Origin of the sequence: Nostoc sp., assembly GCF_036916985.1 — a bacterium.
Classification (GTDB): Bacteria; Cyanobacteriota; Cyanobacteriia; order Cyanobacteriales; family Nostocaceae; genus Nostoc.
Genome location: NZ_JBALFD010000097.1, coordinates 112,637 through 129,253, shown reverse-complemented (window position 1 = coordinate 129,253; position 16,617 = coordinate 112,637). Strand labels below are relative to the sequence as shown.

Genomic DNA, 16,617 nt, shown 5'->3' with positions numbered 1-16,617 from the left:
GTAGGGTATCAACCTTCTCTCAATGCATGAAGATTCCGCGCCACTTGCGGGCGCGGCTTGTACCAAGTACATAAGTGCTGAGTAAGTAAAAAACTTACTCAGCACTCTAAGCCGAGGCACTCAGGACTGAGCGTTGTCAAATCCATCAAAAGTGATGAAGGAACGCCAGATTTTCAGTCTATGCCGCAAGACTTAGCGTTCCCTCTGGAATAGAAACACGCTGATTTTGGTTATTCGTCTTGAGGCTGACTCATACTGAAAAAATTAAAAATATATTTATTTAAGTAAGTAAACGTATTTGCCTTCATTACAATAAAGACTTTATTTTTATACTCACTCATTAAGGAGCAACACTTATATGGCAAATCTCAACCCCAGTCACCCCACCAAGCAACTTCTATCTGGTTACTCTGGCATTATCCTGGGAGCATTTGGGGTTCATAAGTTTATTCTAGGATACGCTGCCGAAGGCTTCATCATGTTGGTAATTTCTGTAGTTGGGGGTTCTTTCACCTACGGCATTGCCTTGTTAGTTATGCAGCTTGTAGGTTTAGTTGAAGGCATGATCTACTTGAACCAGCCCCCTGAAAAATTCGTAAATACCTACTTTGTGAAAAAGCAGGGCTGGTTTTAGTAGTTTTCCAGCAAATTTGATACGTGTAGATTGGTAAAAAATCTCTTCAAGGAGGCAGGAGGCGGGAGGCAGGAGGAACAATTAGGTGGGATTCAGACCCCGCGCGCCAGTTCTTTTATGCCGGGAAACCCTATTCCCTATTCCCTATTCCCTGCTGTATATACAGCACCTATTTATACTTATATGCCGACTCTTAAACCTAAACATCTTACCTTGGTGATGTTCCTTGTGTTGGGCTTAGGATATTTCAGTGCTATGTCTAATTTGGAAGTTAACTATTTTTTAAAAAGCCTAATTTCGCTGATGCCAATACAGGTTGGAGCTATTATTTATATAACTTATCTACGATCGAGCCGTCGTTAACCCTCAGCGAAGTACGATAAATTAATAATTTTAATATGGTTGACGTTCAGTCGTAGTCCGATATTTCGCCTACGCTCAAATTAGAGACGCTTTTAGTCAGGCGTTGAATTTCTGTAGCGAATCTAAACACAAGCCATGCAACTTGTCCCGAAAACTAAGCTAGTCCCAGAACTTGAACCAATTCTAGAGAAAATTATTCTCGATGTTGGGGGCATGAAATGTGCTGGGTGTGTGAATGCAGTAGAGCGACAGCTAACCCAACATCCAGGAGTTAAAAGTGCCTGCGTAAACCTGGCCACAGAAGTAGCAGTTGTAGAGTCAGAAGTTGGTGCAGTAGATGCAGATGCACTGGCACAGCGATTAACAGGCGTTGGATTCCCGACTCAACCCCGAAAAGCTATTGACACAGTAGCAGGTGAGATATCTACCTTACCAGACCCAGCAGAACGCCAACGCCGCGAAATGCGATCTTCGGTAAGACAGTTAGCGATCGCTGCGGTGTTGCTGTTATTGTCGGGAAGTGGACATTTTGGTAATCTTGGTAGCTCAATGCTGCCAATGCTAAATAACATCTGGTTTCACTGTGGACTGGCGACAGTGGCGCTATTAATTCCCGGTCGCCCGATTTTAGTAGATGGCTGGCTGGGGTGGCGGCGAAATGCACCCAACATGAACACCCTAGTGGGATTAGGAACACTCACAGCCTACCTTGCTAGTTTAGTAGCGCTACTCTTTCCCAAAATGGGTTGGGAGTGCTTCTTTGACGAACCAGTAATGATGTTAGGCTTTATTCTCTTAGGAAGGACATTAGAGCAACAAGCTAGAGGTCGCGCCGCCGCCGCATTTAGGAAATTGCTAGCACTCCAGCCAGTTTTAGCGCGATTGATTGCCAATCCAGATAAAGTTGGAATGGGTTCTTCTAGTATAGAAATTCCTGCGGAACAGGTGCGTGTCGGTGAATGGTTACAAGTGCTGCCAGGTGATAAAATCCCAGTTGATGGTGAAGTGGTTGTTGGTCAAACAACAGTCGATGAGTCAATGCTAACTGGGGAAGCCGTGCCAGTAATTAAGCAACCAGGGGATATGGTGACAGGGGGGACACTAAACCAATCAGGAGCGATCACTATTCAGGCAACCCGGATTGGAAGTGATACAACTCTAGCTCAAATTGTCGCCCTGGTAGAAGCTGCCCAAACTCGGAAAGCCCCAGTACAAAAATTAGCAGATACAGTAGCAGGTTACTTTACCTACGGGGTGCTGACGGCATCTGTATTAACATTTATCTTTTGGTACTTTTTCGGCACTCACATCTGGACTGATATCACCATGTCTGGTGGTATGGAAATGATGAACCACGCTACAGATGAAGTTCCCCACTCCCCTTTATTAATTAGTTTAAAACTAGCGATCGCAGTGATGGTAGTCGCCTGTCCCTGTGCTTTAGGACTTGCCACACCAACAGCCATTCTTGTCGGCACTGCTATGGGTGCAGAACGGGGTCTGTTAATCAAAGGTGGCGACGTTTTAGAAAAAGTACACCAACTAGACACCGTAGTTTTTGATAAAACAGGCACTCTAACCACAGGTAATCCCATCGTCACAGATTGTCTGTTAATTGAGGGATTGGGGACTGGCGGCTGGGGACTGGGCACTGAAAATTCCCAATCCTTAATCCAACTAGCAGCAGCCGTAGAAAGCGGTACTCACCACCCTCTAGCAAAAGCGATTCAGCAAGAAGCACAGCGGCAACAGTTATCTATTCCAAAAGCTGTGGACTTTCACACGGAACCGGGATTAGGGGTATCTGCTGTGGTAGATAACACAGTTGTGCTATTGGGTAACTGGGACTGGTTGAGTTGGCACGGCATTCCCATTAGTGAAACTGCACAACAGATAGCACAGGATTTGGCAACAGATGGTAAAACAGTCGTTTGTGTAGCAATTGGGGGAACTTTAGCCGGGCTAATTGGTGTTTCTGATACCCTCAGGCCAGATGCCCAATCCACCGTAGACAAATTGCGTCAGATGGGCTTACGGGTAATGCTGCTCAGTGGCGATCGCAAAGAAGCCGCTAGTGCCATAGCTAAACAACTAGGATTAGACAGTGCTGATGTCATCGCAGGTGTCCCCCCAGCTAAAAAAGCGGCTGCAATACAGTCTCTTCAGTTAGGAGGGATAAGGGGACAAGGGGGACAAGGAGATAAGGGGACAAAGAAAACTCCTAACTCCTCACTCAGCACTCAGCACTCAGCACTCAGCACTCAGCACTCAATTGTCGCAATGGTAGGAGATGGAATTAATGATGCTCCAGCTTTATCTCAAGCAGATGTAGGAATTGCTTTACACTCTGGGACAGATGTGGCAATGGAAACTGCTGAAATTATTTTAATGCGCGATCGCTTAAACGATGTCGTCGAATCTATTCAGCTGAGTCGTGCCACCTTCAACAAAATCCGCCAAAATTTATTCTGGGCTTTTGCATATAATACAGTTGGCATTCCTTTAGCAGCAGGTGTTTTATTCCCTAGTCTGGGTTTTCTCCTGAACCCATCCGGTGCTGCTGCATTAATGGCTTTTAGCTCTGTGAGCGTCGTCACCAACTCAATATTATTACGGCGATTAGCTCATCACCCTTAGAATACTTTTTTTCTACACGTAAAATTTCCCAGCACCAATCTTGGTAATTCCCATATAAGGAACTTCCAAATAAAAAATATCCAATTAACTCTTGTGGGGCGCTCATGTTGCCCACCCCACAATATTGGATAATTTATTTCTTGGAGTTCCCTAAAGTTAAGCTGAGTCGGTATTCAAGTTTTATCGGCTCACAAATCTTCTTTAGAGACTTACCAAAGCTATCATAGCTACTGGAGTAGAACGGACATGTTCTACTCTTTCAAGGTATTATGCAATTTTAAAGCTTATTTAGATCAGCACCACAGATTTATGGTGCGCGAAAATGACAGGATACGATACTAAACAAATCTTGATTAATCATAGTTCTACCGATTTGTCAATGGCAGCAGAAACCAATGAAAACCATCTACTGATTATTGAAGACGATCAAGGTCGCAAAGAATTTTCTCTAGAGCACCCCGTCTACTCTATCGGTAGAGATCGCGAATGTAATATCCGTTTGATGTCGCAGTTTGTCTCCCGCCGCCATGCCACATTAGTGAGATTGCCACGAGAGCATAATAGTCATAGCTACTATTACCGGATTGTAGATGGCGATGTCAAAGGTAAGCCTAGTTCTAACGGTTTGATGATTAATGGACGCAAGATACCAGCCCACGATCTCAGAAATGAAGACGAGATCGTTTTTGGCCCTCAAGTACGTGCCATTTATTACCTTTTAAGAAACACTCAGCGTTTGGGACAAACGGATTCGAGTGAATACGACATTACACTAATAAACCCCGGTATGGCCGAGGATTTAGAGGATATAGGAGAGTGAATTCTAACTACCAATCACTAACAATCATAGTCTGACATTCCCACAACTTTAAGCAGTGGGAGTGTCAATTCAATCACCAAAGCTATCCTGCAAGACTTTCAATCAAATGCCAATGGCGGCTACTTTCAATAGCCTGCTTGATAAATTCAAACATTTGTCGGCAGTAATTATCTAATTGAAGTGGTAGTTCTTCGTTTTTAATCACAATACTCATCCGGGTTTCTGTTTCAGTAGATTTTGATTTGTCAATCAGTACTTCTACTGTTACCAATTTAGGAAAAGGAACATTGCCAGGAACTTGACGAGCGATAATGTAATCGCCCGTGTGGTATTGAATATCCAACTGACAGTCCTGTAGAAGTTCTACAAGTAACGGCAACAGATGGTCACTAGGAACAGAAACAACAAATGAACCGGTATAGCGAGCCATAATAGCCCCACGCCTTGCAACACTCCGTCCATCCTATAATACCGAAGCATCTAAACAGATAGTCATTAACAAAGCAAAGTTTTTGAGATCAGGCATGACTAACATCTGTTCTATCGACAAGGAAAGTACCGTAAGCTGAAAGCTTGATCAAAAACTTTACAATAAAGGTTTGGCTGAGATAGAAAATGAAAGTCGCAATTACTGGAGCAACAGGATTTGTTGGTAATCTTTTGGTACAACGACTCCACGCTAAAGGTCATAAGATCGTAGTATTAACTCGGAACACCGCCTTTGCTCAAAAGGTTTTTCCATCTGAGGCTTTTCCCAATATAGAAATTGTTGCCTATACACCAAATGCATCAGGTTCTTGGCAAAATGTCATCGCTAGTTGTGATGGTGTAGTTAATTTGGCAGGAGAACCCATTGGTGAAGGGCGTTGGACACCTGAACGCAAACAAGAAATCCTCAATAGTCGAAAGTTAGGCACACAAAAAATAGTTGAAGCAATAGCTAACGCTAACCCCAAACCAACAGTCTTAATTAACGCTTCCGCTATTGGTTACTACGGCACCAGTGAAACGGACACCTTTGATGAAACAAGTCTGTCTGGTAATGATTTTCTGGCCCAAGTCAGCCAAGCCTGGGAAGCAGAGGCAACAAAGGTAAAAGATAGTGGTGTACGACTAGTAATTCTGCGTTTTGGGATTGTTTTGGGTAATGGTGGTGCTTTAGGTAAAATGATTCCACCTTTCAAACTCTTCGCGGGTGGCCCTATTGGCAGTGGGCGTCAGTGGTTCTCATGGATTCACGTAGACGATTTAGTTAACTTGATTTTGCAAGCTTTAAGTAAATCGGAAATAGAAGGTATATATAATGCCACTGCCCCTAACCCAGTTCGGATGGCAGATTTAAGCCAAACTTTGGGACAAGTCATGAATCGCCCTTCTTGGTTGCCTGTTCCTGGTTTTGCGATCGAAGCTCTTTTAGGAGACGGAGCTATAGTAGTTTTAGAAGGTCAGCAAGTCATCCCAAAACGCACCGTAGAAACTGGCTTTGAGTACAAATATCCTAATTTGCAATCAGCATTAACACAAATTCTTAATTAAAAGGGACTGGGGACTGGGGATTGGGCAAAACAGGCAGAGGCGCAGAGGAGAGAAATTTTACCCCTGCTAATCTGCTTTTTTTTCATTACCCAGTCCCCAGTCTATTGACTAGAAAGAAATTTTTTGGAAACCCAACTGATAATACCGCTGAGAATAGCACCGCCCATGAGGATGCCGATCGCTGGGTTAAATAAGGGTTGCCACAGTTGATGCCACAAATCCAAGCCCAGGTTTACTCCCACTGCATCACCGATCGCAGCGATCGCTAACCAGCCAAAGCCAAACAAAACCAAAAAAACATCTGCGACTAAAGCCATGTTTAGCCAATTTAACAATTTATCTTTCATGATTAGAGTGGGAATTGGGGATTGGGGGATTGGGGACTGCGGATTGGGAAGAGACAACTTAGAGACTGACTTCAATAAATTCCCCCTAGTCCCTAGTCCCCAGTCCCCAGTCCCAAACCATCATTCTTCAAACAACCAATTTTTGACTTTTTTCAAACTCTGCCAATCTGGTTTTCTACTTAAACCGTCTTCAATACTATTTTTTATTTCATCACTCCATTCTTCATTGACAAAAATCAACTGCTGTGCTATGTCAATGTGTTCCCGTAAACCTTTTTGACCTGTTTCTAGCATTGCTAGGGCGAGATTTATTCTGGCTTGGGGATCTTGTGGGTTTAACTTGACTGCTTTTTGTCCAGCTTTGTAAGCCAAGCTGGGTTTGTTATCGAGTAGATACAACCACGTTAAACAAACCCAAGCAGCACTAGTTTTAGGAGCGCGATCGCACACTTCTTTAAACACAGGGATTAAAGATTCTACTGATTCTCCAGCTTTATAGCGTTCTAAACCTGTATCAAACAGGGATTCAACTGTTTGAGTCATAGTAAATTAATCATGAGTCATTAGTCGTTGGTCGTTTATCATTTGTCTTTAGTCCAATGACAAGGGACAAATGACAAATGACAATATTACACCCCAAATGACTTACCGCAACCACAAGTTTGGTTGGCATTGGGATTAGTGAATTGGAAACCACCGCCAATCATGGCATCGCTATAATCGAGCATTAAGCCGTAGAGATATAAAAGACTCTTGCGATCGCTGACAATTTTGAAGCCATCATAGTCAAAGACTTCATCCTGGGGGGTGATCTTGCTAGTGTCTTCAAAGTCCATCATGTAAGACATCCCCGAACAGCCACCCTGACGCACTCCTACCCGTAAGCAGAAGTCTGTGCCTTGCTTGTCCCGGAGGGATTTTACCTGGTGCAATGCGGCTTCGCTCAACATAATTCCGCGTTGTTGAGCCTGAATTGCTTGTGTCATCTGCTTTTTAAACTCCTTAATTAGTCTAAGCGTTACCCGATATCGGCTTGTTAATGCCTCTGGGTTGCTCTTGAGTGTTTTTATATTCATTCTAGCGGCTTGGAAGTCGCTAGATGCCAAATTGTAAACACTCTGTTAAAAGCAGCCAAAGATTTTTATTCTAGAATTGAGAGACTCAGTATATTTATACGAGAAGGCAGAAGGCAGGAGGAAAGAATTATGAATGAAAACTTTAGTTATCGGTATAAAATCCAGTTTAAAAAGAAGAATTGTATCAAGTCATTTAACCCGTGCTGAGTAAAAATCCCAGTCTCTAGAACATTTTCATACAAGGCTTTAAAAACTCATTTCATCGGGATTACCTTCTGACTTGAAAGTGCTGAGTAAAAATACTAGTTCCCAGTTCCCAGTCCCCAGTCCCCAGTCATTCTTTCATTCAAGGCTGTGAAACTTGTTTGATCAGGACTGCCCCCTGCCCCCTGCCCCTGCCCCCTGCCCTGAGAAGCAACCACCCTTCAGGTGCAGCCATAAAAATTTAATCCGAGACTAACTATCTCCCAAAGTTTACTTCCAAATTGCTTCTTTTGATCTCTATGACAAGTTTTAATCGCTCTACCAGTCGTCGGTTGAAGAAATTAACTCAAATTCCTTCTGTATGGGAGGGCGATCGCCGTCCGTTGTCATCACCAAACCAGTTCTCAGACTCAGAGGCAAAGGGAGAATGCATTCTTTGGGTAGATTACTCCCAAGGTGTTGTTCGAGGCATGGACGTAGTAGCCTCAGATATTGGCCCAGAAGCAATAGTTCGCACCTTAATGCAAGCTATGGAGCATCCCCAGAGTCCGGCAAGACCTGCCAGACCCCAAAGAATTGTAGTCAAAGACCGCGAGATCCAATTTTACCTGCGGGGAGTGTTACAAGATTTGGATATTGCTATTGACTACGCACCAGAACTGCCTTTAATTGACGAACTATTTCGTGGATTTGCTGACATTCTCGATAGTCAAACCCCCGACTTACCCCCACAGTATGCACAAATCTTACGAGAAAAAGCATTTGCAATTTGGCAAGCAGCACCTTGGGAATTTTTGGAAGAACAGCAAATTTTGTCAATTGAGATTAATAAGTGGGATGTTGGTACACTCTATGCCTCAGTCATGGGAATGCTGGGAATGGAATATGGGATTTTGTTCTATCGTTCAGAAGAGTCTTTAAAACAATTTCGCGCCGCAGTTTTAACAGATCAAGAATCCACAGAGCATTTAGAAGAAGCGTTCCTCAAGCAAGATTGCTTGTTTCTCACTTTTGAGAGTGCTGATGAAACCGATGAAGATGAGGATGAAGAAGATGATTTGGCGGATCTGCCATTATCAGAAATTGACCCCAGTTTCGGTAATATCCACCCCTTAGAAGGACTACGGTCTGTTTTGTATGACGAAGAAGCATTGGTAATCTTGGTTGCAATCGAAAGCCTGAGCCGCTTTATTCGCGATCATCGTCGCCAGCTTCATGAAGATATCTTCCCGAGTCTGAGCCGTCGCTATCGTATTTCTTTGCCGCCATCGGAAGAATCAACTAAATCTGTGCCTGTGACAGTCTCTACCATGCCGCAGTTAGCAGCAGAATTAGAGGAAATGGCAGGTTTTGATATCGACGATCAAGAGATTGACAACCCTGACTTCCAATCATTGCAAGATGACTTGATACCAGAAGATTCCTTCCTCAGCTTAGGTGTGGTGTCCTGGGAAATGTTGGAGTCCCTGCGAAAGGGAGTCAGCTACCATCAGGCTGGTGAAATCAAACCAGTGGGTGACGGTTTACCAGTGATTTTAATTCAAACTTCCCGACCCAAGGCGAAGACTGTAATTGAAAGAATTGAAACAGCAGGCGGACTGAGAGCAATTTGCTTTAATCCGGGTGCTGACCCCTTCGATGGCGATCGCTACGATCTGGGTTTATTGCAAACTCAAAATGGCGAATTGTTCCTATTTGGTGAATTTTTAGACGAAGATCCGACTCATGTCGAAGCCCGAAAAAAATGGAATCAGCGGTGTAAAAATACTAAGGGCTACTGTGGTTTAATCATTGCTAAAGGGCTAACGGGAGCTTCCCGTGGCAATCCTCAGTTACGAGATATGATGGCTTTGTTTGAAGCGCGATCGCTCTCACCCAAAGATTTAGGTATTGGCACTCTCCAACTGATGCCCCAACTTAAATTTGAATAGTTGCACGAATTTCTATAATTCTCAATCTCACATTGATTTAAGGAGTGCAAAAAATTCTCAAGATCCCCCAATTGATCGGGGGATTTAGGAGGATCTTCAATGGTTGCGGTTTTGTACAAAGATGTCTCTAAACCGTAGTTATAGCGTTTCCCGACAAGTGTAAGGTACACCCATATTCGATATTCCATACACCTTGGAATATAATGTTGTACCTCATCTAAATAGGAACCACTATATACCAATTTGAAAAATGATTGCTAGAGATGGTTTCACAAAAACCAGACACAGAAAGCGATTCCCAATCCAAAATCTAAAATCTAAAATTCAAAATGGTATTACTAAGGGACGGGTGGGTTATCTGTCGGAAACATTTTTTGAATTGGTATAGCTTTACCTGAAGTTCATGAAGTACCTGTATTTTCATAATTTTTCATTCATCTTATTGAAATATCTTCAGTATAAATAGCTACAAATTACTAAAAACTATCTGCAAAGTTTGCTTTAATCAAACCTAACTGATGCATTTAGATATCTGAATCTTTTTTTAGCAAGTTTTTTTATTTCAGCATCTTCTTCTATATCAATATCATTAAGCAAAAGTTCAGATGTATATCTTTTTCTTTGTAATTTTTTTATAAAGCATGAAAATTAGCTGATTGAATGTCTAAATGAAGATTATTTAAAGTACGTAAATAATGGCTATAATGAACAAACCACCGGAGGAGATTGAAATATACAATTATTTTTATAGGTATACTTACCAAATAATAAATAGTTGTAAATCAATTTTTTCTGGCAATAGTTTATCTCTTAGCTTAAATCTGATAAGAAGATTTACTGTTGAATTTTTAGTGCCGTGATTGACTAAAAATTATTTACATAACCTATAGATAGATGAATAGAAAACATGCAAAACAGTCGTTGGATTGAAAGCAAATTATATCGCTAGAGGGAAGATAAAAAATACGCAAAATTTAATCGTATATTTACGGGAACTTTAGTGTAAAAGTATGAAATACAACTAAAATATTATTATCGGCAACAGTCAATTAACATCACATCTATCTGGGTTAATTCATCTGTGTAAAATTACAGATAATACTGTCAAAATTTACCAAAATAATTGACCATTTACACCCAGTAGACTGAGTTTTGTTCCCTTTTTTATAGCTACTAGATTGACACTGAAAAGCAATCAGCTTGATCAAGGTAAGCCAACATTTATAGCCGTTCAAGTAGCTCTAAATTCTTGCTTACAGTAATGGGTGCAGATGGGAGTTTGTTCTGGAGCGATCGCTTATTTGCCTACTTTATAAGTGACTATTCACGCTCTACACAAACCACTCTAACCCGCCTGTAAGGCAGCATTTCAGCACGATTGTGATTCTGAAGTTTTATTTTCTAGTGTTCTAGCAGATGTTCTCTCCAAACAGCTTTGGCGAACTTAGTTAGGAGAGAAGGTCAAGTGCTTTTGATGAAGAATAACTTTGTAAATCTTCATTGAGTCAACAGTAGGTGTCTCAAATTGATTTATCAAATTTCATTGTCAGTATTTACTCATGCTGTTAGTAGGGTTATTATCTTCAAAAGCAACTATGTGCTAATTATGCTGTCACAATAGTAACAAATAAAGTATCGCTTTTTAATTTTTTTAGAAAATTATGAATCCTTTGACAAAACTAACATTTTTAATATTAATGGTATTACTTGTTTCCTGAGACAAACTCTGATAACCTTATCGGTTCCCTCTTTAATTTAGACTCTTTCGACCATCTAAATATACAGCAGATAGCATGATAATGACAAATAAAAAATGGGCCGTTAAACGCATAACAGTTAATCTCGCAACACAGGAAGCGGAAAAACTAGAAAAATATTGTCAGCAAACAGGCAGACCTGCAACTGACGTGATTCGTGAACTGATTAGAAGTTTGCCTGTTTCCGACGACAGCAAAGATGGAAATAAGTAAGAATTTACTTTCATGACTTATCCAGAAAACTGCTTTGCCACCAAAAAATATCTATGATACTTTTGAGAGTCCGCTGCTATGGACAAGAGTTTGTCTAGATGATACAGACGCGTTTTTCTCGCGTCTGGTCATTTGCTGGGACTAAAAGAAGTAATCAAAGAGGTTTTAGTATCGACATTGCCATGCCTTAATATGCTGGTGGAGTTGATATTAAGTAGCAAATTCCGACACCAACCCAGTTACAATCTGTAAAGAAACTGAAAAGGAACGACGGAATGCGTGTTGCAATCGTAGGTGCGGGACTGGCTGGACTAGCAACCGCAGTAGATCTAGCTGATGCTGGTTGTGAAGTCGAGATTTTTGAGTCTCGTCCGTTTGTGGGTGGTAAAGTTGGCAGTTGGGTTGATGGAGATGGCAACCATCTAGAAATGGGGCTGCATGTATTTTTCGGGTGCTACTACCAACTATTTGACTTAATGAAGAAAGTGGGGGTGTTAGAAAACTTACGCCTCAAGGAACATACCCACACTTTCATTAACAAAGGGGGCCAGACTGGTGCTTTAGATTTTCGCTTTCTTACAGGTGCGCCTTTCAATGGCTTAAAGGCATTTTTTACTACTTCTCAACTATCGTTGCAGGATAAATTGCAAAATGCGATCGCTTTGGGTACTAGTCCGATAGTTCGCGGATTGGTGGACTTTAACGGGGCAATGAAAACCATCCGCAATTTGGATAAAGTTAGCTTTGCCGATTGGTTCCGCAGTCATGGTGGGAGTAATGGCAGTATCAAGCGTCTGTGGAATCCCATTGCCTACGCATTGGGGTTTATTGATTGCGAAAATATGTCTGCCCGTTGTATGTTAACGATATTCCAGTTATTTGCAGTCAGAACTGAAGCTTCAGTTTTACGAATGCTGGAAGGTTCCCCTTATGAGTATTTACACAAGCCCATTCTGGAGTATCTGGAAGTTAGAGGCACTAAAATTTACACGCGTCGGCAGGTGCGGGAAATTCAGTTTACTGAGTCAGATGAACAAACCCGCGTCACTGGTATAGCAGTTGCCCAAGGTGATGCCGTAGAAACAATCACTGCTGATGCTTACGTTTTTGCCTGTGATGTTCCAGGAATTCAACGCATCTTACCCCAAGAGTGGCGTAAGTGGTCAGAATTTGACAATATTTACAAACTGGATGCAGTGCCAGTGGCGACAGTGCAGTTACGGTTCGATGGTTGGGTAACGGAACTGAAGGATAAAGAGCAACGTAAACAGCTAAATCATGCGGCTGGAATTGATAATTTACTTTACACAGCCGATGCTGACTTTTCTTGTTTTGCCGATTTGGCGTTGACTAGTCCTGCTGATTATTATCGCCCAGGACAGGGATCTTTGTTGCAGCTAGTCCTGACACCGGGAGATCCGTTTATTAGCCAAAGTAATGAAGCGATCGCACAGCATGTCCTCAAACAAGTCCATGAACTGTTTCCCTCATCGCGGGAGCTAAATATGACTTGGTACAGTGTGGTAAAACTTGCTCAGTCTCTCTACCGAGAAGCGCCAGGAATGGATGCGTACCGTCCCAACCAAAAAACACCAGTAGATAACTTCTTCCTGGCTGGCAGTTATACTCAGCAAGATTACATCGACAGTATGGAAGGTGCTACTATTTCTGGACGGCGTGCGGCAAAAGTAATTTTAGAGAGTTTGAAGAAATAACGAACAGCGATCGCGCAGCGTCTCGTAGAGAAGGAAGAAGAGAAATGTCAGACTGGTTAGAGCATACTGTGCAGGTAGAAGTAGAGGCTCCCATAGATTTAGTATGGAGCCTCTGGTCTGATTTAGAGCAAATGCCCCGGTGGATGAAGTGGATTGATTCGGTGAAAATTCCCCCAGATAATCCAGATATATCTCTTTGGAAATTAAAGACGGGCAGTCTAGAATTTAATTGGCAATCCCGAATTCTCAAAGTTGTTCCCAACCAAATTATTCAATGGGAATCAGTTGATGGTTTGCCAAATCAGGGAGCAATTCGCTTTTACGATCGCCACAATACTAGCATTGTGAAAATGACTATTTCCTACGCCATTCCTGGCATTATTGGCAAAATTATGGATAACTTATTTTTAGGACGGATAGTTGAATCAACAATTCAAGCTGATTTGGAAAGGTTTAAAGAATACGCGCTGAACATTAAATCTACTTAAGCAAAGATGGACTTTGTTAATAGTAAGTTTCCTTAGATTTTTGTGATAAAGCTGTGAGAATTTCAGAGCCGAAACTATGCAGCTTTATAAACTGTTGGTTCTGGAAGTGAATCACCCGTAGCTTCGTAAGCGATGATAAGAGACTCTAAGGCTTCAATTCCATTTGCCACCGCTAACTCGTAAGTATCACCATGAGTCCGCCAGCGTTGTCCTGGAAAATCAGGGAATCCTACTAAATAGCAATCATCTTCATCAGACCATTGAATAAGCATTTGGTACTTCAGCTTACTCATCTTCTTTCTTCTCCTCTAATTTTTTAATTGCCTGTTTTACTTCCTTTTCTTGGTAACATTTGGCATTTGCTCCATCTTTGCCTGAAAGCGTAATTTTTCCATCATACAAAGGATGCACCCAGTTAGTGTGACTGCCTTTTCCTGGGACTTCTGTAAAACCTGATTGGCAAAGCATTTGCTTCAGTTCCCGGATTTTCTTTGGCATTAATTTTATTAAAAAATGCGATCGCCGCACTAAGAAACAATGGATCAAAGTTTCTTGCTGTCTATCCCAAAAATCTAATCAATCATTAGATTTTTGTTTATGCATTGACTTGGTTGTACTCAGATAATATCCGGGGAGAAATAGTTGCCTGAATTTCTTCACCCATTTTTAACTCCTAAGAGGATGTTTGAAAAGTCCTCTTCTTGGTAGCAAAACGTTCTAGATCCCCCTAAATCCCCCTTAAAAAGGGGGACTTTAACTCCGGTTCCCCCCTTTTTAAGGGGGGTTAGGGGGGATCTAAAAGTGTCTAAAGTCACAGCGAAATACTTTTCAAACAACCTCTAAGTTATTCTATTTACAATAATCCGCATACTATACCAGTGCTTGTCAATAACAGGGCCGACATTACCAAGTAGGATCGCTAAACAAATTAATCGTCAATTCCTCGCGTGGCGGTACTGCGGTGATACAAGCGCGGATGATCTCTCCATCTTCTAATTCGACAGTGCAAGCGTGACAAGACCCCATTAGACAACCGGTGGGAATAAATACCCCAGCCCGGTCTGCTACATCTAAGAGGGCTTCTCCTACTTCAGCATCTACTGTGACATCATCTGGTAAAAAGCGGACATGAACAATCATTGGTCATTAGTCATTGGTCATTGGTCATTAGTCATTAGTCATTGGTCATTTACTAATGACACTCTGATCGAAAAAATACGCACTTTAGTTTAAGATAAAAATGGAGTTAAGTCTAAATGGCTTTCTACTTCAGTGGCTAGAGAGTCCAAAATCTGCTCTCGCTGTTCTCGGTAGTTAGCAACACCTGTGGGCAAAGATTTTAAACCGCGCTGTTGACGGAGACGATTTAACCAAGCCCGTCGCCAAGGGCCATTGTCAAAAAGCCCGTGGAGGTAACTTCCCCACACCGATTGACAACTATCTACTAATCCTAAATTAATATCGTCAAATAGGGCGTGGTACGATTGGGGGTCTATGCCTTGTTGTTCGATGCGCGATCGCCCTTGGTGAATTTCAAAGCCATTAACTGGCAAGCCCTGTTGTGGATAATTTGAGCTAACTTGGCGCTGGCGGGCGATTTTTTGTCCGGTAATGACAGTTCTGATTGGTAAAAGATTTAACCCTTGGAATCTGCCTGCTTGTCCTTCTATTCCTTCTGGATCAGCAATGATTTGACCAAGCATTTGATAGCCACCGCAGATACCTAAAACCGTTCCGCCGGAAGCTGCATAGTGTTGGATAGCTTCTGCCATACCGCTTTTTTGCAGCAGTAGCAAATCAGAAATTGTGGTCTTTGTCCCTGGGATAATCACGGCATCAGGATGTCCCAAATCTTGCTTTGGACTGAGGTACTTTACTGAAACTGTACTTTCTGATTCCAGTGGGTCAAAGTCAGTGAAGTTGGCAATTCTTGGTAAGCGGATGACGGCAATGTTGAGGTCAGTTTGGGCTTTACTTGATGAAGATTGACGTTCTAGCAGGTCAAGAGAATCCTCTGCTGGGAACATTTCTTGTAAGTAAGGTATAACACCGACAACGGGGATACCTGTACGTTCTTCTAACCATTTTATCCCTGGATCTAGAAGCGATCGCTGTCCTCGGAACTTGTTAATGACTATACCCTTAATTAAGGCGCGTTCATCTGGTTCTAATAACTCTAAAGTGCCAACAACATGGGCAAAAGCACCACCCCGGTCAATATCAACTACTAACATGGTTGGCGCATTTAAATGTTTTGCCACCCGCATATTAGTTAAGTCGCGGTGCTTGAGGTTAATCTCCGCTGGACTACCGGCACCTTCACAAACCACCAAGTCAAACTCTGTTCCTAAATGCTGTAGCGATTCTTCAATTGTCCGCCATCCCAGTTCAAAATATTGCTCGTAGTAATCTGAAGCACTCACTTTGCCTACAGACCTACCTTTGATAATTACTTGGGAAGTCATATCCCCTTGGGGTTTGAGTAAAATTGGGTTCATTTCTACCCAAGGCACTACTCCCGCCGCCCAAGCCTGCACTGCTTGGGCATAGCCAATTTCTCCACCACTGGCAGTGACATAAGAATTTAAAGCCATATTTTGACCTTTGAAGGGAGCCACTCGCCAACCACGCCGCGACAGAATGCGACAAATAGCTGTAGTTAAAAGTGATTTCCCTGCATGAGATGTTGTCCCCACCACCATAATTGATTTCATAGTCGCTATCACTTAGTTTTTCAAGATACAGGGTTAATTTTTAGGAGCGAAAGTTATGTAACAATCAGTCCATCATTTAAAAAGTATGGGAGATCAGGGAGATGAGGAAGCAGGCGAGAGTTGCAGTAAGTTTTCCCCTCTGCCTCTTATGCCCAATGCCCAATTCCCAATGCCCACCATAA

The 16,617-nt window shown here is 42.2% G+C and carries 16 protein-coding genes; 8 read left to right on the top strand and 8 right to left on the bottom strand.

Annotation, left to right across the window (positions count from 1 at the left end; genetic code table 11):
* Positions 1 to 358 precede the first annotated feature (358 nt).
* The 3 genes from V7L07_RS32080 to V7L07_RS32070 all read left to right on the top strand — a co-directional run bounded on the left by V7L07_RS32080 (position 359) and on the right by V7L07_RS32070 (position 4,454).
* A complete protein-coding gene (locus tag V7L07_RS32080; RefSeq protein WP_335063535.1) occupies positions 359 to 634 on the top strand; it encodes a TM2 domain-containing protein in 276 nt (91 codons plus the stop codon).
* 498 nt (positions 635 to 1,132) lie between these two features.
* Positions 1,133 to 3,634 carry a heavy metal translocating P-type ATPase gene (locus tag V7L07_RS32075; protein WP_335063533.1) on the top strand — a complete coding sequence of 834 codons (2,502 nt, stop codon included), beginning with the start codon at positions 1,133 to 1,135 and terminating at the stop codon, positions 3,632 to 3,634.
* Positions 3,635 to 3,956: 322 nt separating this feature from the next.
* On the top strand, positions 3,957 to 4,454 hold the full coding sequence (locus V7L07_RS32070; RefSeq protein ID WP_334767028.1) for an FHA domain-containing protein: 498 nt from the start codon (positions 3,957 to 3,959) through the stop codon (positions 4,452 to 4,454).
* 82 nt (positions 4,455 to 4,536) lie between these two features.
* Here V7L07_RS32070 and V7L07_RS32065 read toward each other — a convergent pair whose 3' ends face one another.
* Positions 4,537 to 4,884: a hypothetical protein gene (locus V7L07_RS32065; protein ID WP_335063530.1), complete on the bottom strand. Its 348-nt coding sequence runs from the start codon at positions 4,882 to 4,884 to the stop codon at positions 4,537 to 4,539.
* Between the two features lie 185 nt (positions 4,885 to 5,069).
* Between V7L07_RS32065 and thyD the strand changes: the two genes are divergently transcribed.
* On the top strand, positions 5,070 to 5,990 hold the full coding sequence (thyD, locus tag V7L07_RS32060) for a thylakoid membrane protein ThyD (protein WP_335063528.1): 921 nt from the start codon (positions 5,070 to 5,072) through the stop codon (positions 5,988 to 5,990).
* A 101-nt stretch (positions 5,991 to 6,091) separates the two neighbouring features.
* Here the strand turns inward: thyD and V7L07_RS32055 are convergent, their stop codons facing one another.
* The 3 genes from V7L07_RS32055 to V7L07_RS32045 form a co-directional block, all read right to left on the bottom strand.
* Positions 6,092 to 6,337, bottom strand: coding sequence for a hypothetical protein (locus V7L07_RS32055; RefSeq protein ID WP_292845435.1), 246 nt, complete (start codon positions 6,335 to 6,337; stop codon positions 6,092 to 6,094).
* 120 nt (positions 6,338 to 6,457) lie between these two features.
* The gene (locus tag V7L07_RS32050; RefSeq protein WP_335063526.1) at positions 6,458 to 6,880 is read right to left on the bottom strand and encodes a tetratricopeptide repeat protein; all 423 of its coding nucleotides are present in this window, start codon (positions 6,878 to 6,880) and stop codon (positions 6,458 to 6,460) included.
* Between the two features lie 86 nt (positions 6,881 to 6,966).
* On the bottom strand, positions 6,967 to 7,323 hold the full coding sequence (locus tag V7L07_RS32045; RefSeq protein WP_335063902.1) for an iron-sulfur cluster assembly accessory protein: 357 nt from the start codon (positions 7,321 to 7,323) through the stop codon (positions 6,967 to 6,969).
* A gap of 593 nt (positions 7,324 to 7,916) precedes the next feature.
* Here V7L07_RS32045 and V7L07_RS32040 point away from each other — a divergent pair.
* The 4 genes from V7L07_RS32040 to V7L07_RS32025 all read left to right on the top strand — a co-directional run bounded on the left by V7L07_RS32040 (position 7,917) and on the right by V7L07_RS32025 (position 13,721).
* Entirely contained in the window at positions 7,917 to 9,548 is a 1,632-nt protein-coding gene (locus V7L07_RS32040; RefSeq protein WP_335063525.1) for a DUF6930 domain-containing protein, read from the top strand.
* Between the two features lie 1,793 nt (positions 9,549 to 11,341).
* A complete protein-coding gene (locus V7L07_RS32035) occupies positions 11,342 to 11,518 on the top strand; it encodes a CopG family transcriptional regulator (RefSeq protein WP_292845444.1) in 177 nt (58 codons plus the stop codon).
* Positions 11,519 to 11,793: 275 nt separating this feature from the next.
* Complete coding sequence (gene zds / locus V7L07_RS32030) at positions 11,794 to 13,233, top strand: 9,9'-di-cis-zeta-carotene desaturase (RefSeq protein WP_335063523.1); 1,440 nt, start codon at positions 11,794 to 11,796, stop codon at positions 13,231 to 13,233.
* 44 nt (positions 13,234 to 13,277) lie between these two features.
* A complete protein-coding gene (locus tag V7L07_RS32025; protein ID WP_335063521.1) occupies positions 13,278 to 13,721 on the top strand; it encodes an SRPBCC family protein in 444 nt (147 codons plus the stop codon).
* Positions 13,722 to 13,795: 74 nt separating this feature from the next.
* Here V7L07_RS32025 and V7L07_RS32020 read toward each other — a convergent pair whose 3' ends face one another.
* The 4 genes from V7L07_RS32020 to cobQ all read right to left on the bottom strand — a co-directional run bounded on the left by V7L07_RS32020 (position 13,796) and on the right by cobQ (position 16,435).
* Complete coding sequence (locus V7L07_RS32020; protein WP_335063519.1) at positions 13,796 to 14,014, bottom strand: type II toxin-antitoxin system HicB family antitoxin; 219 nt, start codon at positions 14,012 to 14,014, stop codon at positions 13,796 to 13,798.
* Positions 14,007 to 14,219, bottom strand: a complete 213-nt coding sequence (locus tag V7L07_RS32015) for a type II toxin-antitoxin system HicA family toxin (RefSeq protein ID WP_335063517.1) — start codon at positions 14,217 to 14,219, stop codon at positions 14,007 to 14,009. The genes V7L07_RS32020 and V7L07_RS32015 overlap by 8 nt, the downstream gene beginning before the upstream one ends.
* A gap of 405 nt (positions 14,220 to 14,624) precedes the next feature.
* A complete protein-coding gene (locus tag V7L07_RS32010) occupies positions 14,625 to 14,861 on the bottom strand; it encodes a 2Fe-2S iron-sulfur cluster-binding protein (RefSeq protein ID WP_335063516.1) in 237 nt (78 codons plus the stop codon).
* A gap of 89 nt (positions 14,862 to 14,950) precedes the next feature.
* Positions 14,951 to 16,435: a cobyric acid synthase CobQ gene (gene cobQ, locus V7L07_RS32005; protein WP_335063514.1), complete on the bottom strand. Its 1,485-nt coding sequence runs from the start codon at positions 16,433 to 16,435 to the stop codon at positions 14,951 to 14,953.
* Between the last annotated feature and the right edge of the window lie 182 nt (positions 16,436 to 16,617).